Source organism: Clostridium sp. KNHs214, assembly GCF_000744935.1.
Taxonomy (GTDB): domain Bacteria; phylum Bacillota; class Clostridia; order Clostridiales; family Clostridiaceae; genus Haloimpatiens.
In genome coordinates this window covers 893,540-916,132 of sequence record NZ_JQMW01000009.1, presented here as the reverse complement: position 1 = coordinate 916,132, position 22,593 = coordinate 893,540, and the positions used below count along the sequence as shown (strand labels likewise).

The following is a 22,593-nucleotide window of genomic DNA, read 5'->3' as shown; positions in this document are numbered from 1 at the left end:
AAACACTCATAAAAATTTTAAGATTAATATATTTAAGAATAATTAGGCGCCAGTATTTTTATTTTTAATACCCAATTATTCTTAAATATTTGTAATTAAATACCTTTAAAAGCTTTTGTAAAACTATTTTTATCTTCTTGATTCTCAAAATAACCAAACCAATCACATATTTCAATTGCAAAATCAATAAAAGCATTTCCCTGTGCGGTTATTATATTTCCACATTATTTAATATTAACTAATTTATAAATGCCATTATTTCTTTCAATTATATTAAATCCAACCATTTCTCTTCTTATTGTGCAGAAATCGTCATGAAAATCAGCTATAATAATATTAACCTCTCTTTCCGTATAATCTCTGCCAGGTTCAAAGCTCTTTGCAATTTCTTCTAAAACTATTTTTCTTTTCTTTCGTTGAACAGGGATGGATTTAAGCTTTCCATATTCAAAAAATGCATTTATAACATTTATTCTGTACTGTTCTTCTCTTTCCTTTTGAATATCTTTTTGTGATTCTACTCCATTAATTAAATCATTCAATTTCAATGAAAGTATATCTTTATTTAAATGATAAACCACATAATATTGCTCTTTAGTGGAATAGACTAATTTTACATCTTCTAATTTTTTCAAATGAAAGGATATGGTAGATGGTGCTAAGTTTAATCTTTGTGATAATAATTCAACATACATAGGACTTTCCATTAGGTTATTTATTATTTGTAATCTAGATTTATCAGCTAAGCACTTAAAAATGTTTATAATTAACTTATCCATTTAAGCCTCCTTGTAATATTTATTATAATATTTTTCAAATAAATCTTTAATTTTATTAACTGTTTCTAACTTAATTTGTTCTTTATAATATTCTTCCATCATGCCATATTCCATATCTTTAGCCATCTTTTCAATCCAAGGAGCTGGTATTTTATTAAAGAAGCTGGTATAGAAATTATAGAGATTTTTGTAACATTCATCAGTATTTTTAGAACTTTTAAATGCTTTATTGTAGCTTACATTAAATACTTTGCAAAATATATCGCAAATATTTGCTTTTATAGTTTCTAAAATAGCCTCATCATTTGAACCCTCTTCTTTTAATATAATAGATTGTTTTCTAAACTCATTTGTTAATTCTGTAAGTTCTTTTAAATATGCATCCTTCAACATTATTTTGATTACCTCCAATCATACTATAAAATTACTAATTTGATCCATAATATATATAATATATATAAACATTTATTGTCAATATATTTCTATAGATATAAAAATAGATTTTGAAATTGGTTTAAATAATTACACTTTTATGTTTTAGAGCAATGTTTAGATAAAATTAAATATGTTAAAATATATATTATGATTAAACCACAAAAAGGTATAATGTGATAAAATTATGAAATTTCTCCTCCATGACTTGCATAAGAGCTCGAAACAATAAATTTAATTTAAGAAATTCTAATCTTTTAGCCATATAAAATTATCTAACGCTCACATTCAGCGTCCTGCTTTAGGTTCGCTAGCCTGGCGTCCCTGCCAGGCTTACGATAATTTTATATGTCTAAAAGAAGAATTTCTAAAATTAAATTTAAACAGTTCCTTTGCTTCTTATGTAAGTCATTCCAGAGAAATTTCATAATTTAGGTAATGTAATGCTTTTGTGGGATAATAATATTATGTTGATAAGTCATTTAAAAGAATTGGAGGAATACTATGAAAAAAATAATTCACGTATGTTTTTCTGAAAGTACAAGAGCGAGTTTAAAGTATGCCCTAAACACTAAGATTATACGGAGAAATAAAGTTATAGTATTTTATTTAATATATTTGTTTAGGATTATGCTATAATTAATTGGCGTATAAAAAGATAAAGTAGGTGTTGAATTTGAAAAAATCAAAGATTTTAGTGGTAGAAGATGATGAAGAAATAAATGATTTAATATATCATGCTTTAAAAAATGAAGGCTATGATATAGTCCAATGTTTTGATGGAAAAGAAGCTATAGAAAAATATAACAATACATTTAATTTAGTAATACTTGATTTAATGCTTCCTTATATTGATGGAATAGAAGTACTTAGGCAAATTAGAACTGTTAATAACGCACCTGTTATTATTCTTTCAGCTAAAGCAGAAGAAACAGATAGAATAATTGGATTAGGTATGGGAGCCGATGATTATATGGTAAAACCATTTTCAGTAAGAGAGTTAATTGCAAGGGTTAAAGCTCAACTTAGAAGATATGTTTATTATAATGAAAGTAAAAAAAGACCTATTTTAGAACATGATGAATTAAAATTAGATACTTTAAATTATAAGGTATATAAACAAACTAAAGAGCTAAGTTTAACTCCAAAAGAATTTAAACTTTTAAAATTATTTCTTTCAAGCCCAGATAGAGTATTTACAAAAGCTCAGATATTTAATAATGTATGGGAAGATGAATATGTAAATGATGATAATACTGTAATGGTTCATATAAAAAGATTAAGAAATAAGATTGAGGACAACCCCAATAATCCTAGATATATAGTAACCGTATGGGGAATTGGATATAAACTTGGTGATTAAAATGAATGTATTTGTGTGTATTTTAATAATTATAATAATTGTTCTTATGATTTTAATAGTTTTGTTAAATAGAAAATTAAATTATATAAGTAAAATACTAGAGGAAGTTATACAAGGAAACTTTAATCAAAGAATAAGACTTCAAAATCATATAAAATCAATAAATACTATAACTATTAACATAAATAAGTTAATAGAAAAACTTCAAAGGATATTTGAAAAAAATAAAATCAATGAAGATTCTATAAAAAAAATGATATCTAATATATCTCATGACTTGAGAACACCGTTAACTTCAATGCTTGGATATATAGAACTTATTCTTAGTGATACCAATTTAAGTAAAGAGGACAAAAGAAAATATATTAAAATAGTTTACGGCAAAGGTAATCATTTACATAGTCTTATGGAGGAGTTTTTTCAGGTTTCTAAAATTGAATCTAATGATGTTAAATTGGAAATAAAACAATTAAATATTTCAGAAATTTTGAGACAAAATGTACTATTATTTTTTAATGAATTTAAGGAATATAATAAGAAGATACAAATAAATATTCCGGAAAAGGATATATACGCCTTTGGGGATGAAAAATCATTAAATAGAATTTTAAATAACCTTGTAAACAATGCTTTGAAATATGGTTCAGAAGGTACTCTTGTGGGAATTAATTTAAAAGAAGATGAAAGCTATGTTTTTGTAGATGTATGGGATAATGGTACTGGAATTCCAAAAGAAGAAATAGATTATGTTTTCGATAGGCTATATACCGTCGAAAAGTCCAGAAAATTAAATTTAAAGAGTAGCGGTTTAGGGCTTACTATAGTCAAAAAATTAGTGGAAGCTCAAAATGGGACTATTTATGTAAAAAGTACTCCCTTTGAAAAGACTGAATTTACATTTGCACTTCCTAAAACATTAATAGAAAATGAGATAAAACATTAGTTTTATCTCATTTTTGCGTGCGCTCAGTATGAAGCATAATTAAGATTCTAGTGTTAAATCTAAAAAGTTACTATTATATTGGTTATATTTTACTAAATAAGAAAAACAAGGTACGTAGAAATATTGATTTAAGAAAATTGTAAGAACTGCGTAAAAGCAGTGTAAGATGTATATTGTATATTATATATATGGTTAACTTTATATGAGTTATATAAAATTTTCAAATAATCTATGTTAAAAAGCTATTATATGACTAGTTGTGTAATTATAATGAAACAGTATAAGGAGGCATAAAAATGGAGTATATTCTTAAGACTTACAATTTAACTAAGGAATTTAAAAATTTTTCTGCAGTTAAAAATTTAAATATGAGTATTGAAAAAGGACAGATATATGGTTTCCTTGGACAAAATGGTGCAGGTAAAACAACTACCATAAGAATGATTATGGGGCTTATAAAAGCAACTTCTGGAGAGATAGAACTATTCTCTCAAAAGGCTTCAAATAAAAAGCTTCTTCAAAGAATAGGTTCTATGATAGAATATCCTGGATTTTATGTTAACTTAACAGCAAAAGAAAATCTAGAGATACATAGAAGAATGATGGGGGTTCAAGATAAAAAATGTATAGCAGATTCATTAAAAATAGTGGGTATAGAAAATGTAGCAGATAAAAAAGTGAGAGAATTTTCCTTAGGTATGAAACAAAGATTAGGAATAGCTAGAGCTATTTTACATCATCCTGAATTTTTAATATTGGATGAGCCTACAAATGGTCTAGATCCACTAGGAATAAAAGAAATTAGAGAATTAATTATAGACTTATGTAAAAAGCAAGGAATTACTTTCTTGGTATCTAGCCATATATTAAGTGAAATTCAGCAAATGGCAAGTAAAATAGGAATAATTCATAAGGGTGAGCTTTTAGAAGAAATAGCTTATGATGAATTACAAAAAAGAAATAGGCATTATATTAATATTAGAGTAAATGATGATAAAAAAGCTTCTTTCATTCTAGAGCAAAAGCTAAATATTAAAGATTATATTATATGGGAAAAAAATATTTTAAGAGTTTACCAAAATTTACAGCAAGTAGCTAATATAAACAAAATATTAGTTTCAAATGACATATTTGTAGATGAGATTTGCTTAAAGGTAGATAGTCTAGAGGATCACTTTATAAAACTTACGGGAGGCCAATAAATGTTTAATATAGTTTACTCAGAATTTTTAAAAATAAAAAAATCATATTTATTTATTATAACTTTAATTGCGTCAATTTTTATTCCCGTGATTCAATGCATTCAATCACTTTCAAATAATTATGATGGAGTCTCAGAGGCATTAAGATACACACTTATGAAAGGTTACCGAGTGAATATAGAAGTAGTTTCCTTTCAGTTTTTATATACAGTTTTTTTATCTTTAATAGCTGGCTATATTTATTCCAGAGAATTCACTGATAAAACAGCTAATATAATATATTCATACCCAATTAGTAGAACAAAAATATTTATAGGTAAACTAATAACTCTATATATAATAATTATATTTATATATATAATTCAATTTTTAGCGGTATATTTAACAGTATACATAGCGTGGAATCAGTTACCTCCTAAGAATATTATTATTACAGATTTGAAAGTTAATATATATTCTGCACTAGTACAATTTTTAATAATGCCCATACCTATATTAATAGGAAGTATATCTAAAAATATTATTTTCCCTGTAGTATATGGAATACTTGGTGCTGTATCTTCTTCATTTATGATGTTTACGGGTATATATATGCAGTGTTCTCCTTTTATGTTACCTGCACTACCAATATATTATTTTCATATTGGAGATCCTATTGATTTTATATTAACTATTACTAATGCTGTGCTTACTTTTACTATATCTATGTTTTTATGCATTTATTATTACAATAAGTTAGATATAAATTAAGCTGAGGAGAGATTAAAATGATGAATATAATATACTCTGAAATTTTAAAATTAAAAAAATCGAATATTATGCTTATAGTTTTAATTGGCGGAATAAGTATGTCATTACTTATGTTTACAGCACGACTTGTAACTGAAACACATATGTCTTTTGAAAATTACGCATATAATATTGAGCAAATAAATTATTTATTACTTTATGTAGTTTTATTTTCATTAATACCAGCCTATGTTTTTTCTAGAGAGTTTACAGAGAAAACAGCTAATGTCTTATATTGTTATCCAGTGAGTAGGATAAAAATTTTTATAGCAAAAATTTTTATAATATATATACTAATTTCTTTAGTTTATGTCATTGAGGTTGCGTCCATACTTTTAAGTTATTATTTTTTAAATGGAAATTTTCCAGCGGGGCATCTTATAATTAAGGATATAAAAGCTAATTTGTGTTCTCTTATTTTTCAATTTTTACTAGTGCCTATCCCAATTCTAATTGCAAACATAAGTAAAAATATTATGATACCAACAGTATTTGGTATATTAGCTTTCATTATATCAGGTGTTTTTTCTTCCTATTCCGGATATATCAAGTATATGCCTTTATTGACACCTTTTACTTCAGTTAAGTATTTTTACTTGTCTGAATATATTAACTTTAATTATATTATAATTTCTGGTAGTTTATGTTTTCTTTTTTTTATGACTATTTCTATATATGAATTTAACAAAAAAGATATAGATTAAGTTGTTTATACTAAGCTTAATGGAGGTTAAAATGGATAAATTTATAAAGAATACTATTTGCTTTAGTTTAATTTTTTTTACACTATTTTTTACAGGTTGCGGATCACAATATTTAGGAGGAGATAGAAACATTAAGTGGAAAAAAGATTTAAGCTATCTACAAAAGGCTCTTCCTAAGAAACATGTAAACTTATTTTTTAAAATCAGTGAAGAAAAATTTAATGAAGAAATAAATACTTTAAAAAACTCTGTGGATAATTTAAATGATGATGAAATAGTTAACGGTATATATAAAATAATTGCTTCTGTAGGTGATACCCATACATCAGCTTATAAAAAATCTTTAGATATGTACCCTTTACAATTTTATTACTTTAAAGAAGGAATTTATGTAACTAATACTATAAGTAAATATAAGGACGTGCTTTATTCAAAACTAATAAGAATAAATGGAATAGATGTGAAAAAAGTTGAACAAGCTATTCTACCTTTAGTTGCTAAGGACAATGAAGCTATGCTAAAGAAGAGTATTCCAAAATATTTAATGAATGCTGAGGTTCTCCATGGCCTTAAAATTGTCTCTAACACAAAAGAGGCAACTTTCACTTTTAAAAATGAAAAGGGCAGGACCTTTGATATAAATATAGATACCATAGATATGGAAACATTTAAAGGGAAATTTATTATTGATAAATATAATGATACATATCCATTATATATGCAGAAATCAAATTTAAACTATTGGTATAAATATATTTCAAGTGAAAAAACTCTATACTTTAAATATAATAAGTGCCTTGGAGTTCAAGAGTCTAATAATGAAAAAGCTAAAAACATGGAGGAATTTACAAATGAACTTTTAAAATTTATGGACAATCATCCTATTCATAAGTTTATAATTGATATGAGAGATAATTCTGGTGGGAGTGATAAATATATAAAGCCTTTTATAACTTGGCTAAAAAATAAAAAAGTTAATAACAAAAACAATCTTTTTATTATAGTAGGAAGAAGGACTTTTTCTTCAGCCATAGTTAATGCTGTTATGTTAAAAAAAGAAACTAATGCTACTTTTGTTGGAGAGTCTACTAGTGGCATACCTAATCATTACGGAGCTGTGAAAGATTTTGTACTTCCTAATTCAAAAATAGCAGTACAATATTCAACACAATTTAATAAATTATCAGAAGATAACTCTAATACTTTTGTGCCTGATAAGATGATTGAAGTATCTATAAAAGATTATTTAAATAAAAAAGATCCTGTCTTAGATTATATACTAAATTATAATGTAGAAAAAAATTAAATGAAAAACTAAAATAAACATATGAAGTATAATTAAACAACTTTCAAGGACTATATTCTACAGAATGCAGTCCTTGAAAGTTGTTATTTCGTTTTAAATTTAATTTTATAGTTGTAAGTGAAAATGCTAATTTAAAGTTTCCAACATTGTCACACACATAATATTAATTATCAATCACAATATTGTATATTATGGTATAATACTATTAGGTTTAAATCTATTATAGGGAGGAAAGTAATAAAATTAGGCATACAAAATCTTTTACTAAAAACGTTATAAGAGGTGTTACTATATGTTAAAGCTAAATTTTAAAAGACTTTTTACTGTATTAACTACAGTAGTATTGCTATTTTCAACAACCTTTATTTTAGCTGGTTGTTCCTTAAAAGAAAAAAATGCTATAGAAACCTTTAATGAATATAAGGGCTATTGGCAGAAAAAAGATTATAAAAGCATGTATGGAATGCTGTCTAAGGAAACAAAGTCTAAAATTACTGAAAAGAATTTTATAGATAGATATTCTAACATTTATAGCGGTATAGAGGCAAAGAATATTTCTATCAATGTAGAAACTACTGATAAAAAAGCAGAAAAGATACCTTTTTCTTTAACTATGACAACTGTAGCTGGAAAAATTAATATTAAAGACTATGAAGTAGTTATGATTAAAGAGAAGGTAGACAATAAAAAAGCTTGGAAAATTAATTGGAGTGAGAAAATGATATTTCCCCAAATGGAAGCTGGTGACAAGGTTAGAGTAGAGACTATTCCAGCTAAAAGAGGAGAAATTCATGATAGAAATGGCTATGGGCTTGCTACAAATGGAACTGTAGTGGCTATTGGCGTTAAACCTAAAGATTTTAATATAAGTAAAGAAGCAAATGTAGCTAAATTAGCTAAAATTTTAGATATTAAACCTTCAGTAATAGAAAATAATCTAAAAGCTAATAGTAATCCTGAACATTTTGTACCTATTGTTAATATATCTGCTGATAAAAAAGACATAATTGCAGAGGCTATGAAAATTGCTGGAGTAATACATCAAAAACCAGAAAGTAGAATCTATCAAGGTGGGGAAGCTATGGGTTCATTGATAGGATACGTTGGACCTATAACAGCAGAAGAACTTAAAAAACTAGATGGTCAAGGATACAGTTCTACTAGTACTATAGGCAAAAGAGGATTAGAGCAGGTTTATGAAAATAAATTAAGAGCTAAAGATGGTAAATTTATTTATATCTCTAAACAAAAGGACGGAACTGAATCACAAAAAATAAAAATTGCAAAAACAGAACCTAAAAATGGAGAAAACATAACTCTTTCTATAGATGCAGAACTTCAAAAGAAAATATACGAGAGTATGAATGGTGAAAGAGGAGCTTCTACAGCTATAAACCCTAAAAACGGAGAAATTCTTGCAATGGTAAGTTCTCCATCCTTTGATCCTAATGTGTTTACAACATATGCTACTGAGAGTACTAAATCACAATGGGAAAAGGATAAAAATATACAATTTGATAATAGATTCAAAGCTGCATATGCACCTGGATCAACATTTAAGCTATTCACTGCAGCAGCGGGCTTAGAAAAAGGAAGTATAAACCCAGCAGAAACTATCAATATACAAGGAAAGCAATGGCAACCTGATAGTAGTTGGGGAGCGTATAAGGTTACAAGAGTAGCAGACCCAGGTAAGTCAGTTAATTTAAAAGATGCCTTTATATATTCTGATAATATATATTTTGCTCAAGCGGGTCTTAAAATGGGTAAGGAGGGTTTTTTAGAAAAAGCTAAATCCTTTGGTATAGGAGAAAAAATGCCTATAGATTATCCAATTGTAAAATCTCAAATTTCTTCTGATAATAACATAAAAAACGATATTCAACTAGCAGATAGTTCTTATGGACAAGGTCAAGTATTGATGAGTCCATTACATGTAGCTTTAATGTATAGTTCCGTGGTGAATCAAGGTAATATGATGGTGCCTAGTCTATATCTTCAAAGTGATAAGAATGCTCCAAAGATATGGAAGAAAAATGTTATTTCTGAGAAAAATGCAAATATACTTTTAGAAGATCTTAAACAGGTTATAGATAATCCATCTGGTACAGGACGTGGAGTTAAAATAGATGGAGTAGCTTTGGCTGGTAAAACAGGTACAGCAGAATTGAAAAAAAGTGTTGATGATACTACTGGCGAAGAATATGGATGGCTTGTTACTATGAATACTGATAATCCTAAAATAGTACTTGCTACCGTAATTGAAGATGTTAAATCTAAAGGTGGAAGTCATTATGTGATACCTATGCAAAAGAAAGTATTGGAATATTACTTTATCCAAAGAGGTAAAAACTAACAAATTATACCTATATCATTTATTGATAATTGCTTGGATGTTTTGGAAAATATCGTAGAATCTATAATTGCAATTTCACTATTTGAAAGATAGAAAAGACATTAAAAATCACGGCTGCATTCACCGGATTTTTAATGTCTTAAATTACTTTATTTTATCTTTTCTTCCCACCATCCAAAGGCAACCCTGCCTTTAGCAGCTTCATTTGGTGATTCTGGATTTGATAAAAAAATGATAAATGATCCTCCAGGAGGAAAAATAAATTTACCTTCTTCTTCATCTGCAATTGTAACCTCTGGAAGAGCTCTTCTAACAAATGCTTTAACTCCACCTTCAGGCTCACCTGCAACATTAGATGCCTCAAGAAGTCTTACCCGTGGTCGCGGCAATGGACAAATGGCTGTATTAGCTGGGGTAACTAATTCTGATTCGGTTGCATGACCAGGTGGACTTGAATTGAACCATATCTGTGCTCTTATAGGAGATGTGCCAATGTTCGTAACAGTCCAAACATAAACGTGTAAGTTAACTCCAGAACAGCTTGGGTTTATTAATCCTGCCCATGCACTACTTCCATTACCAAACTCTAACTCATCTGCATATCCTACAAAATATTTACCTTGAAGTGAAAGATATAAAGCATAGGGCATACTAGCTATCTGAGTTATAGGGTTAGGTAAGACAATGGAACTTTTACAATTATTTGTACAATTATCTATACAATCCACTTCTATCATATCCTTATTAAAATATTTTTAAACAGTATTCAATTTATCATAAATCATAACCATTTTGGTAAAATTACGTAATTTAATATTGTTACTTAATATCATTATATAATTAGGAATTTATAAATGTTACAGCAATGTTTATTTAGGCACATTCAAATAAATAATAAGTCAGTATGCTAGTCTATGCTATCCTTATTCTAACAGGCGTATCCACTTCACCACTATTGTATAGTGGATTTTAACACATAATACTACTTTTCTTTAATATATAGGAAATTAAAACCTAATATTTTATTGACATTTTATTTACAGCATGATACTATATCATTAAATGATATATCTTTTAATGATATAGTATAAGAATTGGAGTGATTACATGGCAAGGCGTAATACACTGGAAGAAGGATACTTAACAGATGCTTATTATTATTTATTATTATGTATGCTAAAGCCTATTCATGGATATGCCATGATGGAGCGAGTTAAAGAGATCTCAGATAATAGTTTTGAAATTGGTCCTGCTAATTTGTATACTTCACTTAAAAAGCTTTTAGATGCGGGATTAATTAGATTAGTTTCAGAAGAACAAGGGGAGAGAAAAACATATGAAATTCAAAAAAAAGGTAAAGCACTTTTAATGAAGGACTATTTAAGACGTAAAGAAATGGTTTCTCATGCAGAAAAAGTTATAAAAGGAATGGGGGATTATTATGAATAAAAATATACGGAAAATGAGTAATAATGGATGGGATATATCAAAAAATACTATGCTAGATAAAATGTCTCAATGGGCAAAAGAGGGGTGGATACTTCATTCGAGCTCAATTTTTTCTTTTGAATTTATAAAGGGTGAACCTCAGGATTTAATATATACTATGGACTTTCAGGAACATATTGATGATTTAGATGAATATTTGATGATTTTTAAGCATGCTGGCTGGGAATTTGTTTGTGAATCTTATGGCTATCGAATTTTCAAAGCATCACCAGGAACGCTGCCAATATATACAGATCCAACACCATTAGAAGAGGCTAGAAAAAAGCGTGTTAATATAAATATATTCTTACTGGTTTTCAGTATTGCATTAATGGCTGTATTTAGTTTCATTGGACATCGTATAGAGGGTGGCGCTGGAGAAATTTTTTTGATAATTTTAGTTGGAATAGCTGCAGCATCATTTGGATGGAACATTACATGGTTCTATGGATTACATTTTAGAAAAAATAAATAGATAAGGATATTTTTAATACAAAACTTTAATGGACACTTAATTAATAAATTATTTCAATAACTTATTTTAATATATGGGGGGCAAATATAATGCATTCAATAAAATCAATTCTAGAAGAGCTCGGCTTAGATCCAAAGAAAGAAATATCAGAATCACTAAAAGGTGTTGATTATCCAAAAGATTATGACCCTATTAATGACTTTCATAAAGAAATAATTGAAAAAAGTAAATTTATTAATAATCTTATTCAAAATGGTTTTTTAGAAGACGACATTTCAAAATTTAATGTCTTAGAAATTGGAGGGGGAATTTGTAGTACTGCAGCAGCATTTGCAAATAAGTGCAATACTGTAATTTCATTTGAATTAGAGAAAGTACATTGTTTATATGCTAAAAGGTGTAAAGAACATTTTAACATAGAAAATTTAGCTGTGTATTTAGGGAGTATTACCGATATAGAAGGAAATGAGCATTATACAATAAAAAATAATTCAGTAGATATAATAATTTCTTATTCAGGAATGTTTAGATATACTGTTTTAGATAGTTTAAACATAATACATAAAATGTTAAAACCTAATGGAAAATTTATTTGTGTATATCCAAGATTCTGGACAAACTCTACTGAAATAAATAGCATTGATAAAAAGCTTTTAACTAGAGCATTATCTAAAAATGAAAATTGGAATGAATTTGAAAATAAGTTTAAAGAAAAACTTAAAAATTTAAATTTGGTAATAGAGCATCATGGAGTATTAAAAAACCAAGAAATGATGCCAATAGGTGGTGATATTATAATCGGATCGAATATTGCATCTTCAAGGAAAGAGTATTCAAATAATCCTATTAATGGACTTACCTTTGGGAAAACACTTATAACATGTAATACTCTAATATGTCATAAATTATAAAAGAAATTATTTTTATTACGTGAGGAGATATAGGAGAATGAACATAGAGCTTAGAAGAGTAAATGTTGAAGATAAAGAAATACTTAAAAATTTACTAGAGAAATACGATTATGAATTTTCGCAATGGGATAATAGAGATGTAAACAAACTTGGTTTATATGGATATGATTATCTTGATTGTTATTGGACAGAAGAAAATAGATGGGCTTTTTTTATTGTTGTAGATGAAAACTTGGCGGGATTTGTAATGGTAAATGATTATCCTGAAGTAGATGAAAAAACTGATTATTCTTTGGCAGAATTCTTTGTAATGTATAAATATCGTCGTAGTGGTATAGGAAAATTTGTTGCTATGAAAGTGTTTGATATGTTTCATGGAAAATGGCAATTGAAAAGACATCCTAAAAATATAGCATCTGTACACTTTTGGAATAAAGTTATTTCGGAATATACGAAAGATAACTATAAACTTGTTGAGTCATACCCTAATTCAGAATATGATGATGGAACTTTAGGGGATATATTTTTATTTGAAAATTAATCTTTAGAAAATCGAATATAGTCCCATAATAGGGGTTTGGAGTAAATGGATTAATTTATTACTATATAGAAAAAGGCAATGATGTAATTTGGTTTGGAAATCAAGATTTCTGCACCGGCTCAGTAGAGTGAGATATACACGCTTTAATAGTTTGCAAGATACAACATAAAAGACTTGGACAATTGTCCAAGTCTTTTGCGTATAGTTTTATTTTATATTTGTTGGACATATTATTAGGTTAAAAGCTCCTTGTAGATTTTATTTGCTTCCTTATATTTTCGTCTTTTCTCAAGATATTCAATTAATTTAATTTTAATTGATTTCCAAAATTCTATATAATTTATACCTTGATAATAAGGTAAAATTTTCTGAGTTACTTCTTCATAAAATAGTTCTTCTTCAATGTGAAAGATACTTAAATTTAAAAAATACAACCAATAATAATATTTGGAATTTTTATGTTCTTCTACTAAATAAGTAGAGAATATTTTTTTACATTCTTTAATCTTGTTTAGCTTTATGCATGCCTCTACATAATTGGATGCTGGTAAAAGTGGATCATGTGGTGTATGAAGAGCTTTTTTTGACCAAAGAACACTTTCATTATATTTTTTTAGGTGTAAGTATAAATCAGATAGATTGGTATATACATGCCATAATATATCATCAATATTAAAATATTCTGCACCTGTTAATGCTGCTTTAAAATGTTTTTCTGACTCGTCGTGTATGTTTAAAAAATTATAGCATATTCCTAAGTAATTATGACACCACAAAGCATTTAGGTATATTCCATTTCTTTCATAGCTTTCTAATGACTTTTCAAGATAATAAACTCCCTTTAAGGGCTTATCATCAAAACAATAAGAAAAGCCTAAATGATAGTTAATCCAAGGTGTGTCTTTTATTTTATTAGCCGCTAGTAGCCTTTGAATTCCTTCATCATGATCTTTATATTTAAATATAAGTCTTCCTGACATAAACATATAAAGATATTTAAGTTCTTCACTTAAAGATGAATAAATTTTATCTAAAGTTAGTACATCCTGTTTCAAATCTGTATAGCTTTTTTTATCCAAAAGAAAATTGTAAATAAATTTATATATTGTATATTCAATATTATAGGGAGATAAAATTATCAAATACTCCATGCTGGAGATTTCTTGATATATGGCCCTAGCATTATCATAATTTAAGTTTTCTATTTCAAACATCATGTTATAAAATTTCTGCCTTATTGCACCCATATCATAAATTTCCTTTATCTCGTGAATATTCATTTTTTTAAGAAGTGCTTCTATTATTTCTCCACGAAGAAGTTTTTTACCACTTTCGAAATAGCTTAAGTGGCTTGTAGAGCATACTCCGTGTGCCAGTGCTTCTTGAGTATACTGATTTTGCAGCCTGTTGTATTTTATCCAAGCAGATAAGAAATCATATTCAAATTTTTTATTAAAAATTTTTACTGTACCTTTCATAACATACTCTCCTTGTACCAATTAGCTAAGTAATAAGTCTATTTTGAGTCATACTGTATCAGCAGAACTCGACGCTAGTCTTACCAAAGGGGGAAACTGCTTCCTTGTCTGATACAAAATATACTAGCATCTTTGACTTGTTATTTCTTTTCATTCACTTAATACCAAGTTTTATATAAACTAATAGTTCATTTAAATAAAATATAAAGGTATATTTCACTATAATTAGTCAACTTTACATATAATTATACCATTAAAGATAGTTTTTAACTAAGAATTTTTCAAGATATATTCTTTGACTTTAATAACCCAGTCTCTTAAAATTTAAATAAGGACAGATTTACAATATAAAAAATTTATTAATGAGGAATTTAGGTCGTTAAAAAATATTATCAATATAAGTTTATAACTTATTTGATAATATTTAATTATTTCATTATATGTGATTGGGGGATAATTTAATGGAAAAAGTAAGAAATTATTTTAAACCCTATAGGGGTTTGCCTAGAAGTATATATGTAATTTTTTTTGCTTCTATAGTTAATAGTATGGGAAATTGTAGTGCGTCAAAATATAGCTTTTGAAAACTGCATTTCTAAGTCAAATTATAACTATAACTCCAATAACTATCCAGTAATTAAATGCATTTTAAATAATCATATTATTGCTAAATAAAACCTCCTAATGACTTGACATCATTTGGAGGTTATTTTAAGCTTATTATAAAAACTAGAGAAAGGAAAGGGAAGAACCCCAAGCCGTGCAAAGCGAAGGTTCTTCCCTAAAAATAAGAGCGTAAGCTCTTACAACCTATTATTATGATAAGATTATTTTCACAACTATGCAAGTGTTTTAAACAAATTTCTTTTGAAAATGAGATAAATATTTTTGAAGAGTATATGAAAACGGTTAATTCAGAGGCTTTGGTATGTCCAGTCTGCGGATCTAAACACGATCTATCCCTATTTGCCTCTTATAAACGCCATCTTGTGACTTATGATAATAATGAAGTTCACGATAATATAATAACTATCAATAGATATATTTGCCCGTCATGTGGACATACTCATGCTATCCTACCTTCGGTAATTGTGCCCTACATGTCATTTAGCTTTAAATTTACTGTGTCTATTATTCATGATTATCTTGTACATAAATTTACCTCTGTAGAAGCTATGTGTGAACATTATTGTATAGCAATATCCACATTCTATCGAATTTTAAATAAGTTCAAAAAACATAAACAACTATGGCTTGGACTTCTACAAGACAAGCTTATTTCTAATCTAAGTTTTATACAGCGTGTTATAAATAGTACCTTTATTGAAATTGAAACCTTTATAACAAACTTTTTTAATAGAAACGGCTTATCCTTTTTTCAAGGAACATCATAATTAAGCTATAGCTATATACTTTTTATTTTATTTTATATATACCACTTAATACGATAATGGATATTATAATTTCCCCATGATAGCATTTTTATAGAGGTGATGTTGAAATGAATAACAAAGAAATGATTGAAATAGCTTCTATTAGACTAGCACTAATAGCTCCAGCTATAAATAATACTTATACTGAAAGCTCGAAAATTGCTTACTATAGACGTGTTGCTGCTACTCCTGTAAAATTACCTAACGGTAAGTCAGTTTTATATAGTCCTGGAACACTATCTAATTGGGAATCAGATTATAATAGGTTTGGTTTTGATGCCCTTCTACCGAAGACGCGTAGCGACATAGGGAAAACCAGAAAGTTAAATGATGTAGCTATAGAACAGATATATATGCTAAAAAATGCATTTCCTAAAATTAATGCTACTCTTATATATCATAAACTTATCGAAGATGGCTTTATCAATGAAAAAAATATATCATTATCTACAGTTCAAAGATTTATAAAAAATAATGATCTTAAATCTGCTAGATGCATAAATATGAAAGATAGAAAAGCCTTTGAAGAAGAGTTTGCAACTGGCATGTACCAAGGTGATACATGCTATGGCCCGTATATTACTGAAAATGGCATACGTAAAAGAACATATCTAATTATGCTAATTGATGATAAATCAAGACTTATCGTTGGCGGAAGATTCTTTTACAATGATAACTCTTATAATTTTCAAAAGGTACTTAAAGAAGCTATCGCTAGATATGGCATACCTAATAAACTTTACTTGGACAACGGTTCTCCTTATAAAAATGAGCAATTAAGTCTTATCTGTGGATCTCTTGGAATAGTAGAATTGCACACTATGGTAAGGGATGGAGCATCCAAAGGAAAAGTAGAAAGAAATTTTAGAACATTAAAAAGTAGATGGCTAAACACTCTAGATGTAGAATCTATATCCTCCTTAGCGGAGCTAAATGATGAGCTATTCGCATATATAAACAAGCATAATGTAACAGTACATTCAGCTACATCTCAACGTCCGATCGATAGATATAAAAGCGATTTAGCTCATGTTAAGGTAGCTACTGATAGTGAGTGGCTGGATAATTGCTTTATGAATCGCATACAACGAAGAGTTAATAATGACTCAACCATAAGCATTGATAAAATATCTTATGATGTACCTATGCAATTTATAGGACAGAAAGTTGAAGTAAGATATTTACCTGATGATATGGATAATGCATATGTATATTATGAAAATGCTAAATACAGCATTAGAAAAACAAATAAGATTGAAAATGGTAAAACCAAACGCAGGAATGCATTTACTATAGACTATTCAAAGGATGGTGTTAAAAATGTTTAAACAATTTTATGGTATGACAATGAATCCATTTGAAAAAGGCATAAAAGAAAAAGATGCCTATATGTCAAATGATCTAAAAGAGATGATATCAAGACTTGAGTATCTTAATGAAGCTAGGGGAATCGGCTTATTTACAGCTTCACCAGGTAGTGGAAAAACCTTTGCCTTAAGGTGCTTTGCTAAAAAAGTAAACCCTAATTTAACAAAGGTTATATATCTTTGCTTTACCACTGTAACTACTACTGAGTTCTATAGGCAATTTTGCATCTCCTTAGGAATTGAACCTTCTTCTCGTAAATCTGACATGTTTAAGAGCATAAAAGACTATATGGAAAGTATGAGTACAGATAAACGTGTGCATTATATATTAGTTTGGGATGAAGCACAATATCTAAATAATGATATTTTAAAGGATTTAAAGCTACTTATGAACTTCTCTATGGACTCAAAAGATTGCTTTTCCTTAGTTTTGATAGGACAACCTGTGTTAAATAATATCTTAGAAAAGCAGATACACGAGGCATTAAAACAAAGAATAATAATAAATTATAATTTTGAAGGATTTTCTGAAATTGAAGCTTTAGAATATATTAATTCTAGATTATCATTAGCAGGGGCTTCGCCAGAAATATTTGATAATAATGCTGTTTTGGCTGCATATAGAAGCTGTGCTGGCTCTATAAGACGCTTAAATATGATATTAACTAAGGCTTTAATAATAGGTGCGCAGCACGAAAAAAACGTAATCGATACTGATATAATAATGGCTGCCGCCAATGAAATATCACTGCATTAAAATCACAAGGAGCGCTAGCTCCTTTTTCTTTTAGGTGCAAAATGATTTTTCATTAAAAATAAAGTGATTTTGTAGAAATAATTTGACGTAAATTGTACTATAATTATAGAAATAAACTGACGTTTAAATTAGGAGAAATTTGACGTTTAACAGGAAATTTAGTAGGTCCTTTCTTAACATTGTTCTTAACGTATAAGATAGGCATAAGCGTTTCGGTAGTCGGAATTATAGTTGCTGTAAATTCAGCTTTGGGAATGATTGGAGCAATGATAGGTGGTAAACTAGTTGATACCATAGGTAGGAAAAAGATACTTATGATATTTAGAACGGCATCGGGTGTAGGATATGTTATATGTGCCTTTGTAAAAATGCCGGTTATTATTACTTTATTATTAATGCTTTCAAGCTTTCTAGGAGGATTTTCTCAACCTGTATACAGTACTATAATCACAGATTTGACAGAGGGAGAAGAAAGAAAGGCTGCCTTTTCACTAGAATATATGGCTATGAATATAGGTTTTTCAGTAGGACCACTTTTAGCAGGATTTCTATATGAAAATTATTTGACATGGCTCTTTTTGGGAGATGCAATTACTACTTTTATATCTGTATTCCTTATATTGATGTTTGTACCTGAGACTATGCCAACTAAAAAAGAACTTGAAAAATTAAAAGAAAGAACTTTTGAAAGTGCAGAAGAGGGAAGCTTATTATCCGCACTTATAAAAAGGCCAGTATTATTGATATTTTCCTTTATTATAGTTATATACTTTATAGTATTTTCACAGTTTAACTTTGGACTTTCACTTCAGGTTGGAGATATTTTAATGCTAGAGGAGCTAAGATTTTTGGAATGCTTATGACTGTAAATGCAGTACTGTGCAGTACTGTTACCATATTTATAACTTCAGCAATAAAAAATATAAAAGCTTCACTTAGTATAGCCATTGGAGGACTACTATATGCTGTTGGTTTTGGCATGATATTCTTTATAGATAAATTTTATATGTTTATTATTTCTACAATCATTTGGACTATAGGTGAAATACTGGTTTCAACTAATACAAGTGTATATATTGCAGAGCATACTCCTATTACCCATAGAGGAAGATTTAATTCTGTTTTTCCTATTATAAGAAAATTGGGATTTATGATTGGTCCAATTATGGCAGGAACCTACATTAAACATAGTAATATAAGAAATTTATGGCTCCTAATAGGCGTTTTATCTCTAGTAGCTTCCTTATTGATGTATATATTATACACAAAGGATAACGTTTATTTAGAGAAACAAAAATGTGAAAAATTTTAAATTTACATTTGTTATTTTACAATTACATTCATACATTATTTAACAATATATGATATAATTTATATTGTATAACAAATGAAACTTTTATATATTTATGCTAAAAATTACCAAATAAGTTTATCGATGGAAATAGAAAGTTATTGCAGCGAAACTCCATAACACACGCCAATTATTTTTATTATAAAAAATTGTTAAAGAGAAATTATATAATCAATGAACATAAGATTCTTAATAGTTTCAGAAATTTAGCAGCTTTTGAATTAAAGTAACATTTTAGCTTAAAATCAAACTGCTTTATTTTTTTATTCTTAATGAAAGGAATAGTGAAAAATGAAATTATTTATACATGATTTAGAAGAGAGAGATTTTCAAAAATTATTTCCTAATTTATATGGTAAGAACATGATTATTTCAGATGACGGAACGATTCATCATTGTATCGGTTGCTTCGGGTGTTGGGTAAAGACTCCCGCAGTCTGTATTATACGTGACAAATATGGAGACATGGGAGAATATTTGTCAAAATGTAAAGAGGTTATCATTATAAGCAAATGCTGTTATGGTGGCTTTAGTCCATTTATTAAAAATGTATTAGATAGAAGTATTCCTTATATACATCCTTATTTTGTAATAAGAAACGGTGAAATGCATCATCGAAGACGATATAAGAATCATATAACTATGAAGGTTTGGTTTTATGGTGAAAATATAACAGAAAAAGAAAAACAAACTGCTGAAAAGTTGGTACGGGCAAATTCTGTTAATTTAGATTGTAATGTTAGTAGCGTTGAATTTGTTCACAGTATTGAAGAAATGGAGGTAAAACTGTAGTGAAAATAGCATTTATAAATGGAAGCCCAAAGATTAAAAATAGTGCTTCCGCTTGCATTTTACAAGAACTAAAGGCTTTTTTGAACCAAGATAGCAATACAATCTATGAATACTCTTTCAAAAAACCGCAATTAAGTATAAAAGAAATGCAACCGCTGGTAGAATGTGATGTGTTAGTATTTGCCTTTCCTCTATATGTAGATGCAATTCCTTCTCATTTGTTAAGTTGCCTTATTCAATTAGAAATGTTTTTTGCATCTATAAGGGAAAAGGATATTACAGTTTACTCTTTAGTAAACTGTGGATTTTATGAAGCAAATCAGAATCATTTGGCAATTGAAATAATGAAAAATTGGTGCATTAGATCAGGACTTAAGTGGGGACAAGGAGTTGGAATTGGAGCAGGCGGGATGCTTCCCGGCTTAAATAATGTTCCAATTGGACATGGCCCAAAGAAAAATTTAGAGAAAGCACTTAAATGGCTTTCAAATAATATATTAAAATGTACTTCGGAAGAAAATATATTTATTACAGCAAATTTCCCAAGAGTTTTATATAAGGTAGCTGCAGAAATGGGATGGAGACAGGCTATTAAAGAAAATGGACTAAAGAGGAAAGATTTATTTTTAAGAAAATAATAATGGCAAATAGGAAGTTTGTGAATTATCCATTTTTTTGCTTGACATCCCTTAATATGTATAATACAATAAATATATACATTAAGCAACATGTGTTGCGCAACGTATGTTACTAGAAAGGAGTCAATATGCCACCAAATATAAAAATAAATAGAGATATGGTAGTTCATGCAGGCTTTGAACTGGTTAGAAAACGGGGATTTAACTGTTTAAATGCAAGAAGTCTTGCAGTTAAATTAAACTGCTCAGCAAAACCATTATTTAGATTATATGAAAATATGGATGCTTGTAAAGCTGCTATTATGAAAGAAGTTTGTAATTTTTATAATACTTTTATGGAGCAGCATATAAAACAGGATGACCAATTATTAACTATCAGTGTAGCATATGCAGAACTGGCGCGGGCCGAACATAATATATTTGAAGCAATGTTTGTATCAAATGTAAATTCACCTTGGAGTATTACAGATGTATTGGAAGCTGAATGGAATCAAGGAGTTATTAAACAAACAATGAATAAATATAACATTTCTAGAATAAGGGCAAAAAACTTATTTCGTGATACATGGCTGTATACACATGGAGTTGCAACACAAATATATGGGAATGCTATAATTTTATCTACTGAGGAGATAAAAGAATTAATTACACATGCAATTAAGTGTTTTTTAAAAGGGGATTAGTAAAATGGATGAAAAAGATATGGAATTTTTAGACGATCTTAAGGCATGGCTTGAAGAAACAAAAGATATAAAACTAGAAGCAATGGATAAGTTTTTTGAAGTACGGGTTGATGGCTATGAAGAACATATGTCTTCGTGGAAAGAATATTATGAATGGATGGCACAACTCATTCCAGAAGATGCAAAGGAGCTGTTAGATATTGGGTGTGGAACTGGACTAGAGCTAGACAATATTTTTAAAAGATTTCCTGACATAAAAGTAACAGGTATTGATTTGGCAAAGTCTATGTTACATGAACTTAAAAAAAAGCATAAAGATAGGAATCTTTCACTAATCTGTGAAGATTATTTTGCTGTACCTTTTGGAAAGGAATGTTTCGATGTAGCAGTGTCTTTTGAAACATTACATCATTTTCAACCAGAAAAAAAAGTTCTTATTTTTCAAAAATTATACGATAGCTTGAGAGATGGTGGCTGTTATATTGAATGCGATTATATTGCAAGAACCCAAGAACAAGAAGAATTATTGTTTGCTGAATGTCAACGCAAAAGAAAGCAAGATAATATTCCAGAAAACATGTTTATACATTTTGATACGCCTTTAACTTTGGAACATGAAATTAATTTAATGAAACAAGCAGGTTTTGAAAAAGTTGAATTACTGGGCTATAAAGGAGACAATAACACACCAATGATTGTTGCCACTAAAAATTTAGAAACTATTAAAGAACAAGCAATTTCATAGTTGTGTTAAGCCAATATTCATATTTAACATATCTATTGAAAAAATTAATATAATTTTAAA

25 protein-coding genes and 1 pseudogene are annotated in these 22,593 nt (G+C 28.3%); 22 read left to right on the top strand and 4 right to left on the bottom strand.

Features of this window, described 5'->3' with window-relative positions; genetic code table 11:
• Nucleotides 1–224 precede the first annotated feature (224 nt).
• Nucleotides 225–779, bottom strand: a complete 555-nt coding sequence (locus CC89_RS06835; RefSeq protein WP_035290567.1) for a DUF2087 domain-containing protein — start codon at nucleotides 777–779, stop codon at nucleotides 225–227.
• Nucleotides 780–1,172: a hypothetical protein gene (locus CC89_RS06830; RefSeq protein WP_035290565.1), complete on the bottom strand. Its 393-nt coding sequence runs from the start codon at nucleotides 1,170–1,172 to the stop codon at nucleotides 780–782. It abuts the gene before it with no gap.
• A gap of 543 nt (nucleotides 1,173–1,715) precedes the next feature.
• Between CC89_RS06830 and CC89_RS20440 the strand changes: the two genes are divergently transcribed.
• The 8 genes from CC89_RS20440 to CC89_RS06795 all read left to right on the top strand — a co-directional run bounded on the left by CC89_RS20440 (nucleotide 1,716) and on the right by CC89_RS06795 (nucleotide 9,874).
• Entirely contained in the window at nucleotides 1,716–1,850 is a 135-nt protein-coding gene (locus CC89_RS20440) for a DUF1835 domain-containing protein (RefSeq protein WP_185750694.1), read from the top strand.
• Nucleotides 1,851–1,887: 37 nt separating this feature from the next.
• Complete coding sequence (locus CC89_RS06825) at nucleotides 1,888–2,574, top strand: response regulator transcription factor (RefSeq protein WP_035290562.1); 687 nt, start codon at nucleotides 1,888–1,890, stop codon at nucleotides 2,572–2,574.
• Between the two features lies 1 nt (nucleotide 2,575).
• The gene (locus CC89_RS06820; protein ID WP_035290558.1) at nucleotides 2,576–3,517 is read left to right on the top strand and encodes a sensor histidine kinase; all 942 of its coding nucleotides are present in this window, start codon (nucleotides 2,576–2,578) and stop codon (nucleotides 3,515–3,517) included.
• Nucleotides 3,518–3,813: 296 nt separating this feature from the next.
• Nucleotides 3,814–4,719, top strand: a complete 906-nt coding sequence (locus CC89_RS06815) for an ABC transporter ATP-binding protein (protein ID WP_035290555.1) — start codon at nucleotides 3,814–3,816, stop codon at nucleotides 4,717–4,719.
• The gene (locus CC89_RS06810) at nucleotides 4,720–5,469 is read left to right on the top strand and encodes an ABC transporter permease (RefSeq protein ID WP_035290552.1); all 750 of its coding nucleotides are present in this window, start codon (nucleotides 4,720–4,722) and stop codon (nucleotides 5,467–5,469) included. It abuts the gene before it with no gap.
• A gap of 17 nt (nucleotides 5,470–5,486) precedes the next feature.
• Nucleotides 5,487–6,212, top strand: coding sequence for an ABC transporter permease (locus CC89_RS06805; protein WP_035290550.1), 726 nt, complete (start codon nucleotides 5,487–5,489; stop codon nucleotides 6,210–6,212).
• 31 nt (nucleotides 6,213–6,243) lie between these two features.
• On the top strand, nucleotides 6,244–7,518 hold the full coding sequence (locus CC89_RS06800) for a S41 family peptidase (RefSeq protein WP_035290547.1): 1,275 nt from the start codon (nucleotides 6,244–6,246) through the stop codon (nucleotides 7,516–7,518).
• 292 nt (nucleotides 7,519–7,810) lie between these two features.
• Nucleotides 7,811–9,874, top strand: a complete 2,064-nt coding sequence (locus CC89_RS06795) for a penicillin-binding transpeptidase domain-containing protein (RefSeq protein WP_035290544.1) — start codon at nucleotides 7,811–7,813, stop codon at nucleotides 9,872–9,874.
• Nucleotides 9,875–10,023: 149 nt separating this feature from the next.
• Here the strand turns inward: CC89_RS06795 and CC89_RS06790 are convergent, their stop codons facing one another.
• On the bottom strand, nucleotides 10,024–10,611 hold the full coding sequence (locus CC89_RS06790; RefSeq protein ID WP_035290542.1) for a DUF6143 family protein: 588 nt from the start codon (nucleotides 10,609–10,611) through the stop codon (nucleotides 10,024–10,026).
• Between the two features lie 370 nt (nucleotides 10,612–10,981).
• Between CC89_RS06790 and CC89_RS06785 the strand changes: the two genes are divergently transcribed.
• The 4 genes from CC89_RS06785 to CC89_RS06770 all read left to right on the top strand — a co-directional run bounded on the left by CC89_RS06785 (nucleotide 10,982) and on the right by CC89_RS06770 (nucleotide 13,289).
• A complete protein-coding gene (locus CC89_RS06785; protein WP_035290540.1) occupies nucleotides 10,982–11,323 on the top strand; it encodes a PadR family transcriptional regulator in 342 nt (113 codons plus the stop codon).
• Nucleotides 11,316–11,837: a DUF2812 domain-containing protein gene (locus tag CC89_RS06780; RefSeq protein WP_035290537.1), complete on the top strand. Its 522-nt coding sequence runs from the start codon at nucleotides 11,316–11,318 to the stop codon at nucleotides 11,835–11,837. The genes CC89_RS06785 and CC89_RS06780 overlap by 8 nt, the downstream gene beginning before the upstream one ends.
• A gap of 89 nt (nucleotides 11,838–11,926) precedes the next feature.
• A complete protein-coding gene (locus tag CC89_RS06775; protein WP_035290536.1) occupies nucleotides 11,927–12,748 on the top strand; it encodes a methyltransferase domain-containing protein in 822 nt (273 codons plus the stop codon).
• A gap of 37 nt (nucleotides 12,749–12,785) precedes the next feature.
• Nucleotides 12,786–13,289 (top strand): GNAT family N-acetyltransferase, encoded by a 504-nt coding sequence (locus CC89_RS06770; RefSeq protein ID WP_035290535.1) that lies wholly within the window; start codon nucleotides 12,786–12,788, stop codon nucleotides 13,287–13,289.
• 233 nt (nucleotides 13,290–13,522) lie between these two features.
• On the opposite strand, the gene CC89_RS06765 is transcribed toward CC89_RS06770, so the two are convergent.
• Nucleotides 13,523–14,767, bottom strand: a complete 1,245-nt coding sequence (locus CC89_RS06765) for a helix-turn-helix transcriptional regulator (protein WP_035290532.1) — start codon at nucleotides 14,765–14,767, stop codon at nucleotides 13,523–13,525.
• Between the two features lie 461 nt (nucleotides 14,768–15,228).
• Here CC89_RS06765 and CC89_RS21060 point away from each other — a divergent pair, with 461 nt between their 5' ends.
• The 10 genes and pseudogenes from CC89_RS21060 to CC89_RS06725 all read left to right on the top strand — a co-directional run bounded on the left by CC89_RS21060 (nucleotide 15,229) and on the right by CC89_RS06725 (nucleotide 22,533).
• A complete protein-coding gene (locus CC89_RS21060) occupies nucleotides 15,229–15,351 on the top strand; it encodes a hypothetical protein (protein WP_286161313.1) in 123 nt (40 codons plus the stop codon).
• 234 nt (nucleotides 15,352–15,585) lie between these two features.
• On the top strand, nucleotides 15,586–16,161 hold the full coding sequence (locus CC89_RS06760; protein WP_035289157.1) for a DUF6431 domain-containing protein: 576 nt from the start codon (nucleotides 15,586–15,588) through the stop codon (nucleotides 16,159–16,161).
• Nucleotides 16,162–16,268: 107 nt separating this feature from the next.
• Nucleotides 16,269–17,528: a DDE-type integrase/transposase/recombinase gene (locus CC89_RS06755; RefSeq protein WP_035289160.1), complete on the top strand. Its 1,260-nt coding sequence runs from the start codon at nucleotides 16,269–16,271 to the stop codon at nucleotides 17,526–17,528.
• Nucleotides 17,521–18,324, top strand: a complete 804-nt coding sequence (locus tag CC89_RS06750) for an ExeA family protein (protein ID WP_035289163.1) — start codon at nucleotides 17,521–17,523, stop codon at nucleotides 18,322–18,324. The genes CC89_RS06755 and CC89_RS06750 overlap by 8 nt, the downstream gene beginning before the upstream one ends.
• Nucleotides 18,325–18,488: 164 nt before the next feature.
• Nucleotides 18,489–19,187: pseudogene (locus tag CC89_RS19495) on the top strand (MFS transporter); the annotation flags it as partial.
• Complete coding sequence (locus CC89_RS19490; protein WP_185750693.1) at nucleotides 19,184–19,636, top strand: MFS transporter; 453 nt, start codon at nucleotides 19,184–19,186, stop codon at nucleotides 19,634–19,636. The pseudogene CC89_RS19495 and the gene CC89_RS19490, both read left to right, overlap by 4 nt.
• 330 nt (nucleotides 19,637–19,966) lie before the next feature.
• A complete protein-coding gene (locus tag CC89_RS06740; RefSeq protein ID WP_035290529.1) occupies nucleotides 19,967–20,467 on the top strand; it encodes a flavodoxin family protein in 501 nt (166 codons plus the stop codon).
• Nucleotides 20,467–21,105 (top strand): NADPH-dependent FMN reductase family protein, encoded by a 639-nt coding sequence (locus CC89_RS06735; RefSeq protein ID WP_035290527.1) that lies wholly within the window; start codon nucleotides 20,467–20,469, stop codon nucleotides 21,103–21,105. The genes CC89_RS06740 and CC89_RS06735 overlap by 1 nt, the downstream gene beginning before the upstream one ends.
• Before the next feature lie 128 nt (nucleotides 21,106–21,233).
• Nucleotides 21,234–21,788 carry a WHG domain-containing protein gene (locus tag CC89_RS06730; protein ID WP_035290525.1) on the top strand — a complete coding sequence of 185 codons (555 nt, stop codon included), beginning with the start codon at nucleotides 21,234–21,236 and terminating at the stop codon, nucleotides 21,786–21,788.
• 4 nt (nucleotides 21,789–21,792) lie between these two features.
• Nucleotides 21,793–22,533 (top strand): class I SAM-dependent methyltransferase, encoded by a 741-nt coding sequence (locus CC89_RS06725; RefSeq protein WP_051931567.1) that lies wholly within the window; start codon nucleotides 21,793–21,795, stop codon nucleotides 22,531–22,533.
• Nucleotides 22,534–22,593: the final 60 nt, after the last annotated feature.